At 70.8% G+C, this 15,079-nt stretch carries 13 protein-coding genes; 7 read left to right on the top strand and 6 right to left on the bottom strand.

Going from position 1 to position 15,079, the window contains the following annotated elements; all coding sequences use genetic code 11:
• The first annotated feature begins 107 nt into the window (after positions 1-107).
• Both AWQ68_RS18850 and AWQ68_RS18845 read left to right on the top strand, forming a co-directional pair.
• The gene (locus AWQ68_RS18850; protein WP_066942123.1) at positions 108-1,310 is read left to right on the top strand and encodes a PucR family transcriptional regulator; all 1,203 of its coding nucleotides are present in this window, start codon (positions 108-110) and stop codon (positions 1,308-1,310) included.
• A gap of 109 nt (positions 1,311-1,419) precedes the next feature.
• Positions 1,420-2,691, top strand: coding sequence for an NAD(P)/FAD-dependent oxidoreductase (locus AWQ68_RS18845; protein WP_066942121.1), 1,272 nt, complete (start codon positions 1,420-1,422; stop codon positions 2,689-2,691).
• A 67-nt stretch (positions 2,692-2,758) separates the two neighbouring features.
• On the opposite strand, the gene AWQ68_RS18840 is transcribed toward AWQ68_RS18845, so the two are convergent.
• The 6 genes from AWQ68_RS18840 to AWQ68_RS18815 form a co-directional block, all read right to left on the bottom strand.
• Positions 2,759-3,790, bottom strand: coding sequence for an agmatine deiminase family protein (locus AWQ68_RS18840; RefSeq protein ID WP_157545447.1), 1,032 nt, complete (start codon positions 3,788-3,790; stop codon positions 2,759-2,761).
• 23 nt (positions 3,791-3,813) lie between these two features.
• On the bottom strand, positions 3,814-5,058 hold the full coding sequence (locus AWQ68_RS18835) for a M20 family metallo-hydrolase (RefSeq protein WP_066942117.1): 1,245 nt from the start codon (positions 5,056-5,058) through the stop codon (positions 3,814-3,816).
• Positions 5,048-6,031, bottom strand: a complete 984-nt coding sequence (locus AWQ68_RS18830; RefSeq protein WP_066942115.1) for a dimethylarginine dimethylaminohydrolase family protein — start codon at positions 6,029-6,031, stop codon at positions 5,048-5,050. Before AWQ68_RS18830 ends, AWQ68_RS18835 begins: the two co-directional genes overlap by 11 nt.
• Positions 6,032-6,064: 33 nt before the next feature.
• Entirely contained in the window at positions 6,065-7,378 is a 1,314-nt protein-coding gene (locus AWQ68_RS18825) for an MFS transporter (RefSeq protein WP_066942113.1), read from the bottom strand.
• 233 nt (positions 7,379-7,611) lie between these two features.
• On the bottom strand, positions 7,612-8,823 hold the full coding sequence (locus AWQ68_RS18820; RefSeq protein ID WP_066942111.1) for a PucR family transcriptional regulator: 1,212 nt from the start codon (positions 8,821-8,823) through the stop codon (positions 7,612-7,614).
• 60 nt (positions 8,824-8,883) lie between these two features.
• Positions 8,884-9,477 (bottom strand): TetR/AcrR family transcriptional regulator, encoded by a 594-nt coding sequence (locus AWQ68_RS18815; protein WP_218006922.1) that lies wholly within the window; start codon positions 9,475-9,477, stop codon positions 8,884-8,886.
• 109 nt (positions 9,478-9,586) lie between these two features.
• Between AWQ68_RS18815 and AWQ68_RS18810 the strand changes: the two genes are divergently transcribed.
• The 5 genes from AWQ68_RS18810 to AWQ68_RS18790 all read left to right on the top strand — a co-directional run bounded on the left by AWQ68_RS18810 (position 9,587) and on the right by AWQ68_RS18790 (position 15,078).
• Positions 9,587-10,585: an agmatine deiminase family protein gene (locus AWQ68_RS18810; protein ID WP_084464157.1), complete on the top strand. Its 999-nt coding sequence runs from the start codon at positions 9,587-9,589 to the stop codon at positions 10,583-10,585.
• Between the two features lie 77 nt (positions 10,586-10,662).
• Complete coding sequence (locus AWQ68_RS18805) at positions 10,663-12,291, top strand: ABC transporter substrate-binding protein (RefSeq protein ID WP_245655976.1); 1,629 nt, start codon at positions 10,663-10,665, stop codon at positions 12,289-12,291.
• On the top strand, positions 12,288-13,241 hold the full coding sequence (locus tag AWQ68_RS18800) for an ABC transporter permease (RefSeq protein WP_066942105.1): 954 nt from the start codon (positions 12,288-12,290) through the stop codon (positions 13,239-13,241). The genes AWQ68_RS18805 and AWQ68_RS18800 overlap by 4 nt, the downstream gene beginning before the upstream one ends.
• A complete protein-coding gene (locus AWQ68_RS18795) occupies positions 13,238-14,095 on the top strand; it encodes an ABC transporter permease (RefSeq protein WP_066942103.1) in 858 nt (285 codons plus the stop codon). Before AWQ68_RS18800 ends, AWQ68_RS18795 begins: the two co-directional genes overlap by 4 nt.
• On the top strand, positions 14,092-15,078 hold the full coding sequence (locus tag AWQ68_RS18790) for an ABC transporter ATP-binding protein (protein ID WP_066942101.1): 987 nt from the start codon (positions 14,092-14,094) through the stop codon (positions 15,076-15,078). The genes AWQ68_RS18795 and AWQ68_RS18790 overlap by 4 nt, the downstream gene beginning before the upstream one ends.
• Position 15,079: the final 1 nt, after the last annotated feature.

The raw sequence follows: 15,079 nt of genomic DNA, 5'->3' as shown, positions 1-15,079 counted from the left end.
TTGATCGACTTCTGCACCCGTGTTGTGGACTGGTTCCAGACGCACATGCCGGCCCGCGGCTGACACCTTGTCCGCCGATTACGGGGCGAACGTCGTAACCTTTGGGCGTGGCGTTGGAGTTGCAGAGGTTGGTTGACAGCCTGGGCGCGCGCTTGGGCAGGTCGGTCGCCATCGACGATCCGAACATCCGCCTGCTCGCCTACAACTCCCACACCGGCGCTGTCGACAACGCGCGGCTCGAGTCGATCATGCGCAGGAGCGTGTCGCCCGAGCTGGTCGGCCACATCCACAGCGGCGGCGCTCTCACGGCTCGCGATCTGTTCACCGTTCCCTCCCGACCCGACCTGGGCTTCGACGTGGCGCGGGTGGGCATGCCGATCCGTTACGACGACACCCTCCTCGGCTTCCTGTGGCTACTGCTGTCCGACGGCCCCGTCACGGACGAGCAGGCTGCCGCCGTACGGCAGGGGGCGGAGAACGCGGCGCACACGCTGCACCGTGACTTCCTGCTGGGTGAGATCAGCAGGGGGCGCGAGCGGGAGCTGGTGCGCGACCTCGTCTCCGCGGACGCGAAGCTGCGTGACGAGGCGGCCCGGTGGCTCATCGAGGAGGAACTCGTGGTGGCCGGCCCGATCCGGGTGCTGGCGGCGACCCTCGCGCACGCGCCGGGCGAGCCGCTCGGCGAGCAGGACCGGCTGGCCCTGACCGTCGGCCTCGAACACGCGCGCCGCCGGCTGCCGCCCCGCAGAGCCCTCCATCTCGAACGCCCCGACCACGGCATCCTCGTGGTGGTCCAGGAGGTTCTCTCGCGGGCCGAGATCGACGACCTGGCCGCCGCCGTACACGCGCGCATCGCCAAGGAAAGCGGTAAGGAGTGCTGGATCGGCGTCGGCGAGCGCGGCCCCGGCCTGTCGGCGGCGCACGAGTCGTACGGCGAGGCCAGACGGGCCGCCGACGTGGCCAGGATCGTCAAGGTGCTCGGCCCGGTGGTGTGGAGTGCGGAGCTCGGCGTCTACGGCCTGCTCGCCGAGCTGCCCGCCGAGCGGCTCGGCCACAACCTGCACCCGGGGGTACGCCGGCTGCTCGACCACGACGGCGGCAAGGGCGCGCTGGCGGAGACCCTGGAAGCCTTCCTGGACAACGGGGGAGACGTCCGGCGCACCGCGGCCGAGCTGTGCGTCCACCGGGCCAGCCTCTATTACCGGCTACGCAAGGCGGAGGAGGTCGCCCGGGTGGACCTGGCGAGTGGCGACGACCGCCTCGCCCTGCATCTGGGATTCAAGGTCGCCAGGCTCATCGGCCTGAGGTGAGCCCGGTGCCCAGGTCGGCAGGCCACGCCCGGCAGGTGACGAACCGGGAACAGGGAAGCCTTGACAGTCGTCGGTGGGCTCCGCGTCGACGCGAAGGAAGACTGTGCACATGAGCGTGACAGCAGACGTGGTGGTGGTCGGCGCCGGCGTGATCGGCTCCTCGATCGCGTTCGAGCTGGCCAGGACGGGCCGCTCCGTGGTGGTGGTCGACAAGGCGAGCGGACCCGGGCAGGGGTCGACCGGCGCGTCCAGCGCGGTGATCCGGTTCAACTACTCGACCTGGGACGGCATCGCGCTGTCCTGGGAGTCCAAGCACTGCTGGGAGAAGTGGGCCGACCACCTCGACGGCGTGGACGACGCCGGGATGGCGAAGTTCCACCGCGTCGGCAAGGTGTTCATGGACGTCGACATCGCGCCGATGGACCGTGTCCTCGAGATGTTCGACCGGGCGAGGATCCCGTACGAGGTCTGGGACGCCGACGAGCTGGCCCGCCGAATGCCCGGGCTCGACCCCGGCCGGTTCTGGCCTCCGAAGCGCATCGAGGACCCGGCCTTCTGGGAGGAAACGGACAAGCGCCTGGGCGCGCTGTGGACCCCGGACGCCGGCTTCGTCGACGACCCCGGTCTGGCCGCCGTCAACCTCGCCAACGCCGCGAAGCGGCGGGGTGCGCGGTTCCTGTTCAGGCGTCAGGTGATCGCCGTGCTCGGCGAGGGTGCGGTGAACGGTGTCCGGCTCGACGACGGCACGACCGTGAGCGCGCCCGTCGTCGTCAACGCGGCCGGGCCGTGGTCCGGCAGGCTGAACGCGCTGGCGGGCGTCGGCGCGGGCTGGTCGGTCACCGTCCGGCCGATGCGCCAGGAGGTGCACCACGTGCCCGCGCCGGCCGGCTACAACGGCGAGGGCATCGGCCCGTGCGTCGCCGACCTGGACCTCGGCATCTATATGCGGGGCGCCCCGGGTGACGGGCTGTTGGTCGGCGGCACCGAGCCCGAGTGTGACGAGCTGCAGTGGGTCGACGACCCCGACGCCATCAACCCCAATCCCACCGCGCAGGTCTTCGAGGCGCAGGTCACGCGCGCCGCCCGCCGCCTTCCCGAGCTCGGTGTGCCCGGCAAGCCGATCGGCATCGCCGGCGTCTACGACGTCACCGAGGACTGGACCCCGATCTACGACGGCACGGAACGCGCGGGCTTCTACGTCGCGATCGGGACCAGCGGCAACCAGTTCAAGAACGCCCCCATGGTCGGGCGCCTGATGCGGGCCGTGATCGACGGTGAGAGCAGCGTCGTCGGTGAGCACACCCGGTTGGAGATAGGGCTCGCGGCCTTCGGCCGTCACCGCCCGCGCAACGCGGACTCGACGGGCACGGTGATGGGGTGACCGAGCCCGGCCGCACCGGTCGCGACACGGCCGCCCCTGTCACCGACGGGGGCGGCCGCGTCGCCGTTCAGCCCGGCAGGAGGGATCCGTGCCCGGAAGCGGCCGGGGCGGGTACCTGCTGGGTGATGCAGTGGATCCCGCCGCCGCCCAGGGCGACGGCGCTCGCCCGCACACCGACGACCGCGCGGTCCGGGAAGGCCGTGGCGACGGCCTCCAGTGCTCGCGCGTCGTCGGCGGTGCCGGCCGTTGGCACGACCACGCCGCCGTTGGCCACGTAGAAGTTCACGTAGCCCACCCGGGCCGGCCGTCCCGCGACGGTGACGACCTGCTGGGGCGGCACCTCCACGATTTCCAGCCGGCGTCCCCGGGCGTCGGTGACCGCCTCCAGGACGGCCCTGTTGGCGCGCAGCCGCGCGTAGTCGGGACTTGCCGGATCGACGCAGGACTCCACGACGACCCGGCCCGGCCCGGCGAAAACGCAGACCCCGTCCACGTGCCCGTCGGTCACACCGGCGGCATGGCCGTACGGCAACCAGATGACCTTCTCGATGCCGAGCAGGGCGGAGAGCTCGGCCTCGATGTCGTGACGGTCCAGGTGCGGGTTCCGATTGGCGTTCAGCAGGCACTGTTCCGTGGTGATCAGCGTGCCCTCGCCGTCCACCGTGATCGCGCCGCCCTCCAGCACCGTCGATGAGGCGCGCCGCGGGGTGCCGAGCAGGTTGAGCAGCCGCCTGCTGACCTTGTTGTCCGAGTCATAGGGGAAGTACCGCTCGCCCCAGGAGTTGAAGGCGAAGTCGACCCCGACCCGGCGGCCGTCGCCGGTCAACGTGAAGATCGGCCCCGAATCGCGCAACCACGAGTCGTCGATCGGCACCGCGATCACCTCGACACCCTCGCCACAGGCCGCGCGGGCGTCCTCGACCTGGTCCGGCCGGGCCACCATCGTGACCGGCTCGAACGCCGCGATCGCCCGCGCCACCGCCGCGTACTCGGCCCTGGCCTCGCCCAGCATCCCGTCCCACAACTCCGCCCGGGTCGGCCAGGCCATCAGGCACCCCTCGTGCGTCTCCCACTCCGCCGGCATGCGCAGCTTGCCCAAGACTCCTCCTCCGATCCGTGTGGTCATCCGACGCAGAGGCGTTCGAGGACGCCGGTGAGCACCGACAGCCCCGCCACCATGTCGTCGTCGGCGGTGAACTCGCGCTCGTTGTGCGAGATCCCGTCCTCGCTGGGGACGAACAGCATCACCGTCGGCGTGATGTCCTTGACGTTCGTCGAGTCGTGGCCGGCGACCGTCAGGACCCGGCGGCTCGCCAGCCCCAGGTCCGCGCACACGCCCTCGGCGAGCGTGACGCCGTCGGCCGAATAGTCGTTGCGGTCCCAGTGGTGCGTACGGTCGAGCCTGACGGACACCCCGTGGGTGCGCTCGATGTCGGCGGCGGCCTCGCGCAGGAGCCGCTCCGCCGTTTCGAGCGCCTCCGGGTCGGGGCTGCGCAGGTCGAGATTGCAGACGACCCGCCTCGCCACGACCACAGGGGAGTTCGGCCGTACGTCGAGCTTCGACACGGCGGTGTGCAACGGCGCGTGTGCCAGCTCGTCCGCCAGTTCCCGGGCGCGCACGACGAGCAGGGAGGCGCCCAGCAGGGCGTCCCGGCGGTCGGCCATCGCCGTGGGTCCGGTGTGCGCCTGCTCTCCGTCGACGATGACGAGGAACTTCCGCGCTCCCCAGGTGCCGGTCACCACCCCGATCCGGGCGGCGCCGTCCTCGAGTTCCCGTCCCTGCTCGATGTGGATCTCGGCGTACCCGGCGAGCGGAAGTTCGGGCGCCGAGCCGATGGCGCCGATGCGCTTCAGCGCCTCGCGCACGCTGACGCCGCGGCCGTCCTCGACGTCGTAGGCGCTCTCCAGCGAGAGCTTGCCGGTGAACACCGAACTGCCCATCATGCTCGGCGCGAACCGGCTCCCCTCCTCGTTGAACCAGTTCACCACCGCGAGGTTGTGCCGAGGTGTTATCCGCCCTTCACGTGCTCGCCGCGCCACCGCGTGCGCGGCGTGGGCGGACGCGGCGACGCCGTACGCGCCGTCGAACCGGCCGGCCGTCGGCTGGCTGTCCAGATGCGACCCGGTGAGAATGTACGGCGCTCCTGGAACCAGTTCGAGGAGCCCGAACTGGTTCCCGATCGCGTCGACGCGCACGTCGAATCCGTGGGACGTCAGCCAGCCGCCGAGCCAGGCCCGCTGCATGGCGTCCGGGAGGGTCGCCGCCTCCCGGTCGACGCCACCGCTCGGCGTGGCGCCGATCGACGACAGGTAGGCGAAGTCGCGCAGGAACGCGGAATCCGCCGGGCGGTGCCGTTCACCAGTCACGACGGAGCTCCATCGTGCTGCAGTGGAGGCTGCCGCCGTTCTTCGTGATCTCGCTGTAGGCCACGGGCACGACCTCCACGTCGTGCCGGCTCAGCAGGTCGGCGGCGGCGGTGAGGTGGTCGGCGACCATCACACGCCTCGGAGCGACGGTGAGCGAGTTGACCGCCCACTCCTCACCCGGAGGCACCTCGACGGTCTCGATGCCGAGCGTCCGCAGGGTCGTCAGGAACTCGTACGGCAGCAGCGTGCTGTTCACCATGGCGAGGTCGTGGTCGATCATGACCATCGCACCGTCGATGTGGATGAGATATCCGGGGAGCGGCACTTCGATGACGTTCACACCCGCCGGTTCCACGAGGCGGCGGATCTGGTCGAGCCCCTCCCTGTTGCAGCGGATGGAGGTTCCGTAGGCCGCGACGTCGCGGTTCAGCTTCACGAAGCTGCCGCCTTCGGCGATGCCCGTCCCGGTGACCGTTCCCAGAACGGGCATCCCCGCGGAGGCGACGGTCGCGGTGATCGACCGCTCCTCGCCGCGCCGCATGCGCGGTGCGAGGCGGGTGATGACCGCGCCGCCGGGAACGGTGATCAGCGGGTCGCGGGTGTAGATCGACTTCGTGAAGCTCTCTGGGAGTTCCGGCGCGAAGACGACTTCGACTCCCTCGGCGCGCAACGCCGCCACGTAGCCCTCGTACTGCTGGTGCAGCAGGTCGAGGTCGGGGGCCTTCCGGTCGAACCAGTACCAGTTCTTGCCCGGATCGACCAGGGCCCCCAGCTCGTCGTCCCAGGCGTCGGCGCTGATGCGGGCGAGGCCGGGGTTCGGGCGACGCATCAGAACGGTACGCAGCGGGCCGACCTCGTCGGCCGCGCCCCACTTCGCGCCCCAGTTGCGGGTGAGCTCACCGGTGTCGTGGAATCCGGGTTCGGGCTCGGGGCCGAGGATGTCGTGGACTCGTGATTTGCCGAAACCGCTCATGTGCGGCGGGTCCTTTCCTGTCGTGTGCTGTGGTCAGTCGACGGTGGTGTCGAGGTCGGGGAGCCTCAGACGGCGGGCCGCGACGGTGCTGCCGAGGGTGATGAGGGCGATGACCACGAGGAGGCCCGCGGTGGCCCAGAGCCGGGCGTCCCCGGCCGCGTCGATGATGACGGTGGCGATGAACGGCACGAACCCGGACACGGCGCCGGCCAGGTTGTAGGCGAGGCCGATCCCGCTCTGCCGCGTCGCGGTCGGGAAGAGCTCGTTGAGGATCTGGCCGCTGGCCGCGAACGAGATCGAGACCAGCGTCGACCCGGTCACCATCGCGACGGCGACCGCGAGAGCGGAGCCCTGCCCGACGAGGACGAACATCGGGTACGCGAACAGGACGGTGGCGATGCCGCCGATCACCGCGATCGTGGTGCCGCCGACGCGGTTCGCGTAAAGGCCCCACAGGACGAAGAGCGGGATGTTGAGCACGGACGCGACGAGTCCGGCGTTCAACAGGAACGAGATGTCGATCCCGAGTTGGCGGGTGCCGTAGTTCAGCAGGAACGTGTCGGAGAAGTAGTAGCCCGCGATGCCGAGGAAGGCGACGCCGATGCCGGCGAGGAGGCGCGTCTTCTCCGCGCGGAAAACCTGAACGAGCGGGATGCGACGCTCGGCGACCTCTGCCTCGGCGCCCCCGGCCTCCGCGGCGAAGTGGCGGCTCTCGTCGATGGCCGTCCGGATCCACAGCGCGACGATCGTGAACGGCACGGCCAGCAGGAACGGGACGCGCCACCCCCACGCCTGGAAGGACTCGGGCGACTGGATGTTGGTGAGCAGCGTGAAGACGCCGACCCCGACGAGGATGCCCACCGGGTTCCCGAGCTGCGGGAGCATGGCGTAGAAGCCGCGGTTCCGCTGCTCCGAATGCTCGGTGATCAGCGCGGACGCTCCGCTCCATTCGCCGCCCATGGCGATCCCCTGCAGGAAGCGGAGAACGATCAGGAGCGCAGGGGCGGCCAGCCCGATCGTCTCGTAGGTGGGCAGGATGCCCATGGCTCCGGTGACGGCGCCCATCATCACGATGGTGATCAGCAGGCTTCGCTTGCGGCCGTAGCGGTCGCCGACGTGTCCGAAGACGGCGGCGCCGAGCGGTCGCGCCACGAAACCGATCGCGAAGGTGGCGAACGACGCGAGGGTGCCGGCCAGCGGATCGAGGTCGGTGAAGAACGCGGTGTTGAAGACGAGGGCGGCGGCCGTGCCGAAGAGGTAGTAGTCGTACCACTCGAGCGCGGTGCCGGTGAACGACGCGGCCGCGACTCGCTTCAGCGAGGCCGGCCGGGCCACTGTCGTGGGCATGGGAGTCCTTCGGGGGTCAGGGGGGATTGCCGTAAAACTAGGGCGGCCGGGTGCGCGGCAGAAGGGGCGGCTGTCGCGGCTTCCAGGCGAAATACTGTGCTGCCGTCCAAGGAACGGTCGCGTGCGAAGGAGAGGCGAGGCGAACACGGACGCGGTGCCGAACGCCGGTGGACTCCTCGACAGCCCCGTCGTCGCCCCACGCGGGCTCCGCCGTACGTGAACCGGAGACGGTCTCAGTCCGCCGCTTCCCGGCAGAGCAGGGCGAGGTTGATCAATGCCGCGTCTCGCGGGCTCGACGGGTCGAGACCGGTGAGGGTGCGGAAGCGGTTCATGCGGTTGAAGACGGTGTTGCGATGGCAGTACAGGCGCGCCGCCGCCGCGGGGACGCTGCCGGTTTCCAGAACCGTGCGCACCGCCTCGACGGTCCGCTCGCGATCCGCCGCGGTGAGGCCGCGCAGCGGTCCGAGGAGGTCGTGCGCGAGGTCGCGCCGGAACTCTCCGATCGAGGCCGCCGCGAGTTCCAGCCACGAGTCGCGGACGAGCCGGGGGCCGTCGACTTCGCCGAGCGCTCCTCGGCACGCCTGCGCGAGCCGGATGTGGCGGGGAGCCGCGGCGAGTCCCTCGAAGGGTGAGCTCAGCACGCAGGTCGTCCCGGCGAACCACCGACGCCACTGATCGTCGCCGGTCCCGTTCGGCAACTGGACCAGCAGCGTGTCCGACTCCGCCTGCGTGTGCAGGTGGCACGAGGCACCCCGTGCCAGGACGTCGGCGCGTACGTGGGCGAGGGCCGACTCCCCGCGACGGGCCACCGCGACGACGAACCTGCGCTCGGGCACGAAGTCCAGCACGTTCGCGGCCCGTTTCACGATCTCCGGCCGCTGCCCGTCCGTCGCGAGGAGGCGGGCGAACCACTCCCGCCGCTCGTCCTCGAGCGCCCGGGTGATCTCCGCCAGCCGCGCCTGGTATCCGATCAGAACGGCGTTGGCGTGCTGTTCGACGGCCTCCCACACGTCGGCGCCGCCGGCGACGAGGACCGCCATCTCCGACGGCCTGATCTCGTCGGACAGCGCCGACCAGACGAGCCGGAAGTCCAGGCGGACGGCCTGCATCAGCGACTCGAGCGGCACGCCGGAATCGACCCGGGCGCGGCCGATCTCGGCCGACGCGCGGCGCAGGCGTTCGTCCAGAGGAAGGCCCGCGACGCGGCGGATCAGCAGTTCGATGCTGGCTCCGGCGCCGCTCCTGAGCTCGTGGTCGCCGACCTCGCCGTTCGCGTAGCCGGGTATCGCGAGCACCTGGGTCACGAACGCCTCGACGAGTTCCGGCAGGCGATCGAGCGTCGCGGCGGCTATGGCACGGAGGCCCCGCCGACCGTCCGCGGCCGGTGCGGGCGGGCCGCCGTCACCTCGGCTCTCGTCCGACGTCGTGGGGTCTGTCGATTCCACGGCCGCTGCTCGCCTTCCTCGCGAGGGTGGTCGACGGCCGGCGGATCGTCATGCGACGTCTCAGGCCGTGTGGAGGGTCTCGCCGAGTTCGGCCGCGATCGCGTCGCGGAGCAGGTGGCGGGCCCGCTCCAAGGTGATCGAACCGCTGAGCCAGCGCTCGCTGAGCCCTTCGACCAGGGCGGTGAGGCGCTCGGCGGTGTCGGTCGGGTGCGATGTGACCGGTGTCGCCGAGCCCGCCCGCGTGCGCTCCACGAGCTCGGCGATGTCGCGCACCCACTGCTCGGTCGACGCGCGTAGCTGGTCCTGCAGCTCCGGCTCGAAGATGGCGCTGGCCCGCAGCTCGCCCCAGGCGGTGCTGTTCTCCCGCACGTCCGGCTCGTCCTGCAGTTCCTGGAGCAATGTGCGCTCCAGGGCCGCGCGCGGGTCGTCGGCCGAGACGCCCTCGCCGGTGTACCGGTCCGCGCGGTCGCTGATGAACTCCAGGGTCCGGCGCAGCAGGTTCGCGCGGTCCTTGAAGTGGTAGTAGAGCAGCGCGGTCGAGACCCCCGCCTCTGCCGACAGCTCCTCGACGCGGAGTCCTCGCACGCCGCGCCGGGCGATGACCCGTGTCGCGGCCTCGAGGATCGACTTCTGACGACCACTCACTTCACTCACGTTACTGAAAATATCCTCGAAGGTATTGACTGAAAATTAAGTCAGTCCCACGATAGCACCCACCGATGAGCGGCTGACTGAACTTTCAGCCAGTGATGAGGAGGCTGTCATGCGGATGCCGGCGGAGTGGGAAGCGCACGAGGGCTGCCTGATGGCCTGGCCGACCCGCGAAGACCTGTGGGGCGAGGTGCTGGCCGAGGCCAGAGCCGAGTACGCGGCGGTGGCGCGGGCGATCGCGGCGTTCGAGCCGGTCACGATGGTGGCCCGGCCGGACCAGGTCGAAGATGCCCGCGCGGCCTGTGGCGAGGGTGTCGAGGTGATCGGGGTGCCGATCGACGACTCGTGGTTGCGCGATTCGGGGCCGATCTTCACGTTGACCGGCGACGGCCGCCGGGTCGGGGTGGATTTCCGGTTCAACGCGTGGGGGGAGAAGCACGCGCCCTACGACTCCGACGACAAGTTCGCCGCGCGGCTGCTCGACCTGCGCGGAGTCGAGACCGTCCGGTCGGAGATGGTGCTGGAGGGCGGCGCGATCACCGTGGACGGCGAGGGCACGCTGATCACCACCGAACAGTGCCTGCTGAACCCCAACCGCAACCCCGGGCTGAGCCGGGACGAGATCGAGGCCGAACTGAAGGGGAAGCTCGGCGTCGAAAAGATCATCTGGCTGCCCTACGGGGGGTTGGAGGACACCGAGACCGACGGTCACGTGGACGGCGTCTGCGCCTTCACGGCGCCCGGCACCGTGATCGTGTCGCTGCCCGACGATCCGGCCCACCCCGACTACGCGCGCATGCGCGCCAACCGCGCGGTGCTTGAGGCGGTCACGGACGCCCGCGGCCGCACGCTGAAGATCATCGAGGTGCCGCAGAGCGCGTTCGCGACGGTCGCCGGCGTGACGACCGAGGTCTGCTACCTGAACTTCTACGTCGCCAACGGCGGGGTCGTCGTGCCGGTCGCGGGCGTTCCGGCGGACGAGGGCGCCCTGGCGGTCATCGCGGACGCATTCCCCGATCGCGAGGTCGTCGGGGTGCGCGCCCGCGCCGTCGCCTTCGGCGGCGGGGGAGTGCACTGCATCACCCAGCAGATTCCGGCGCCTCGCCCGTGACGAAACGGGCCGGCCGACGACGCGCAGGAGTGTGCTCGTCGAGCGTCTCCGCCGATCCATGAACTAGGGAGCCTTCCGTGCGCAGATCTCCGAAGCCGTGCCACATGGCGGGAGCAGCCGTACTTTCCGTCCTCCTCGCCGCGTGCGGGGGCACCGCGCCGACCGGTACGCCGGGCGCGACGGCCTACACGCTGTCGGCGGGCACCCCGCCGCCCAAGGGGGACATCGCGTCGTTCACCTGGGCGCTTTACGCCGAACCTCCGGGGCTGGACTACATCCACGCCTTCGACTACCCGCAGAACATGATCCTCGCGAACGTCTGCGAGAGCCTGATGCGCTGGACGCCCGAGCTCACCATGGAGCCGGGCCTCGCCACGAAGGTGACCAACCCCGACGCGAAGACCTTCGTCTACACGATCCGGCCCGGTGTGAAGTTCCACGGCGGCGGTGAGATGACCGCCGACGACGTCGTCTACAGCATTCGGCGTCATCTCGACCCCGCGCTCGGGTCGTACTGGAACAAGGCGCTCGACAACGTCGAGTCGGTCACCAAGACCGGCCCGATGCAGGTGACCGTCACGCTGAAGCGGCCCGACGCGCTGTTCCCGCAGTGGATGGCGACCTCCGCCGGCACGGTGGTGAGCGCCAAGGCCGCCGAAGCGATGGGAAAGCGCTTCGGCACCGCCGACGGGGGAGTGGACTGCACCGGCCCGTTCACGCTCGGCACCTGGACCAAGGGGCAGTCCATCGAACTGGACCGCTTCGACGGGTACTGGGGAAAGCGGGCCAAGGCCGGCAAGGTGACCTTCCGCTTCATTCCTGATGTCGCGACCCGGACCGCCACCATGACCACCGGGGAGACCGACGGCGGCTACCTGATCACGCCGGACAGTTACACCCGGCTGGAGTCCAGCGGCAAGGGCAAGCTGTACTTCGGCAAGAGCCTGACGACGGTGAGCTTGAGCGTGACGAACCTCAAGGGCGCCGTGGGCGACGTGCGCGTCCGCAAGGCGCTCATGCTGGCCCTCGACCGCCAGGGCTTCCTCAAGACGGGCCTCGGCGGCGTCGGCACGCTCTCCGGCGCGCCGGCCGCTCGCGACGCCTGGCAGGGCGCTCCCGCGGCGACGGTCGACGCCGCGTACGAGGGTCTCGCGCCCGCGTCCCGGGACGTCGAGCAGGCCAGGCGGCTGATCCAGGAGGCGGGCGCCACGGGCAAGAAGGTCGTCGTGGCGACCAGCCCGATCGGTCCCGACGTGTCGCTGCTCGCCACCGCCGTACAGGCGGCGGGCACCGAGATCGGGCTGGACGTGGAACTCAAGACGATCGCGCCCGACGCCTACACCGCCCTGTTCTCCGACCCCACGGCGCGGGAGGCGGTGGACCTGTTCCCCAACACCTACTACCTGTCCATCACCGACCCGCTGGCGAGCTACTCGGTCTTCCGCAGCGGAGACTTCGAGAACTACAGCGGGTTCAGCGACCCGGCCTACGACGCACTCTTCGACCAGGCCACCGCCGAGTACGACCCCGCGAAGCGGGCCGAACTGACCGCGCGTCTGCAGAAGATGGAGACGGAGCAGGCCCTGTGGATCCCGGTCGCCGAGTGGCCGACCACCATGTTCCTCAACAACAGGATCACCGGCGCGCCGACCACCATCGCGTACATGTACTACCCCTGGGCGGCGGACGTGGGGGCGGCGGGATGATCGCCGGCTTCCTGACCCGGCGACTGGCCGGGCTGGCCGCCACCCTGGTGGCCGCGTCGTTCCTCGTGTTCGGCGCCCTCTACCTGGCCCCCGGCAGCCCGGAGACCTTCCTGCTCGCCGGACGCGCGGCCAACCCGGAGGCGCTGGCGGCGATCCGCGCCCAGTACCACCTGGACGACCCGTTCCTCATCCAGTACGTCAAGTGGCTGGGGCAGATGGTCACCGGCGACCTCGGCCAGTCGGTGCAGTACCGCAGCCCGGTCCTCGGCCTGATCGAGGCGAGGCTGCCCGGCACCCTCCTGCTGATCGCGATGTCCGCCCTGCTGGTCGTGCTGTTCGGCGTGGGCCTCGGCTGGATCAGCGCGGTGCGGGGCGGCGCCACCGACTCGGCCGTCCTGGTCGGTACGACCGTCGCGCTGGGGACCCCGTCGTTCGTGGCGGCGATCGTGCTGCTGTGGCTGTTCTCGGTGAAGCTCGGCTGGTTCCCGACCATCGGCGGCGGCCAGGGCCTGGCGGACATGATCTACCACCTGACCCTGCCGTCCGTCGCCCTGTCCCTCTACTGGATCGGCGTCCTGACCCGCGTGACGAGGACCTCGATGCTGGACGAACTCGGAAGGGAGCACGTCGAGGTGGCGCGCAGCCGCGGCATCCCCGAACGTACGGTGATCCGCCGGCACGTCCTGCGCAACGCGCTCGGCCCGATCAGCACCATGAGCGGCCTGACCATCTCCGGGCTGGTCATCAGCACCGTGCTGGTGGAGTCGGCGTTCGGCCTGGGCGGCCTGGGAGAGTTCCTGGCCCGTTCGGTGTCCGTCAAGGACTTCCCCGTCGTCCAGGCGATCAGCCTGCTCATCGTCGCCCTGTTCGTCGTGGTCAACCTGGTGGTGGACCTCCTCTACCCGCTGATCGACCCGCGGGTGGGGTACGGCGCGAGGGGTGCGCGATGACGGCCGCCGCGTTGACCCGCCGCCCCGGGCTCAAGCACATCCGGACCCGGCGGAACGGGCTGTACCTGACGTGCCTCGCGTTCGTCGGCCTGGTGGTCGTCGTCGCCCTGATCGCCCCGTGGCTGGCGCCCGCCGACCCCAACGCCACCGACCTGGGCGCCGCGCTCACCGACCCGTCGCCCGGCCATCCGCTCGGTGCGGACATCGCCGGTCGCGACACCCTGTCCCGGCTGCTCCTGGGATCACGCACCTCGCTGCTCGGTCCCCTGGGGATCGTGGCCTTCTCCACCGTCCTCGGCGTCGTGGTCGGGGTGACCGCCGGCTGGCGCGGAGGCTGGATCGACACGGCCCTGTCCCGCAGCAGCGAACTGCTGCTGGCGTTCCCCGGCCTGCTGCTGGCGATCCTGTTCGTCGCCCTCTACGGTGAGGGGCTTCTCGCTCCCGTGGTCGCGCTGTCGCTGGCCTACCTGCCGTTCGTCAGCAGGCTGGCGCGCAGCCTCACATTGAGCGAACGACAGCGTCCGTATCTCGCCGCCTACCGGGTCCAGGGGTTCTCCGGGCTGTCCATCTGCGTACGGCACCTGATCCCGAACATCGCACCCGTCGTCCTCGCCCAGTCCACGGTCAACTTCGGGTACGCGCTGCTCGACATGGCGGCGCTGTCCTTCCTCGGCCTGGGCGTCCCGCCGCTGACCCCGGACTGGGGGTCGATGATCAACGCCGGGCAGACCGCCCTCCTGCAGGGCAAGCCGCTGTCGGCCGTCCTCCCCTGCGTCCTGATCGTCGTGACGGTCGTCGCCTTCAACGTCGTCGGCGAGCACTGGGCCGACCGGGTCGCCAGGAGGGAACGATGAGCGCCGCGACGCATGTACTGGAGATCGACGGGCTGACCCTGCGGCTGCCGCGCACCGCCCGCCCGGTCCTGGACGGCGTCGACCTCACCGTCGGCGCCTCGGAGATCGTCGCTCTCGTCGGCGAGTCGGGATCGGGCAAGTCGATGACCCTGCGGACGGCCCTGGGGCTGCTGCCCCGCCAGGCGGCCGTGGGAGGGTCGGTCCGGGTCGCCGGCGAGGACGTCCTCACGATGACGCCCGCCCGGCTGCGGGACCTGCGGGCCGGCACGGCCTCGATGATCTTCCAGGACCCGCGGGCGGCCATCAACCCGCTGCGGCGGCTCGGGGACTTCCTCACCGAGAGCGCCCGCATCAACGGAGGAGCCGGGGGCGAGCGAGCCGTCGTACGGGCGCGGCACCTGCTCGCGGCCGTCGGGCTGACCGACCGGGTTCTCAGCCAGTACCCCCACGAGTTGTCCGGCGGCATGCTCCAACGGATCATGATCGCCTCGGCGCTCATGAACGATCCGGGGCTGCTCCTGTGCGACGAGCCCACAACCGCGCTGGACGTCACGACCCAGGCCGAGATCGTGGCCCTGCTGGCGGACCTGCGGAACACCTTCGGGACGGGGATGCTCTTCGTCACCCACGATCTCGGGCTGGCGGCCGCGATCAGCGACCGGGTGTTCGTCATGTACGCGGGCCGGATCGTCGAGCACGGCCCGGCCGGGTCGCTGTTCGGCGCGCCGCGCCATCCGTACACGGCGGCGCTGCTGGACTCCACGCCCCGGCTGGAGGCGCCCAGCGAGCGGCTCGCCGCGATCCCCGGGCAGCCTCCGGATCTGCGCGCCCCGTTGTCCGGCTGTCCGTTCGCGGCCCGGTGCGCGTACGCGATCGAACGCTGTCGTGCCGAGCGACCCGAGCCGGAGAACGGCGTCGCCTGCCACCGGGCCGGCGAGCTCGTCCTGGCGACCGTACGGGAAGGGGACCGCCCTCGTGCATGAG

The sequence above is a fragment of the Microtetraspora fusca genome, from assembly GCF_001570365.1.
GTDB lineage: Bacteria > Actinomycetota > Actinomycetes > Streptosporangiales > Streptosporangiaceae > Microtetraspora > Microtetraspora fusca.
This window is presented reverse-complemented; position numbering and strand designations above follow the sequence as displayed.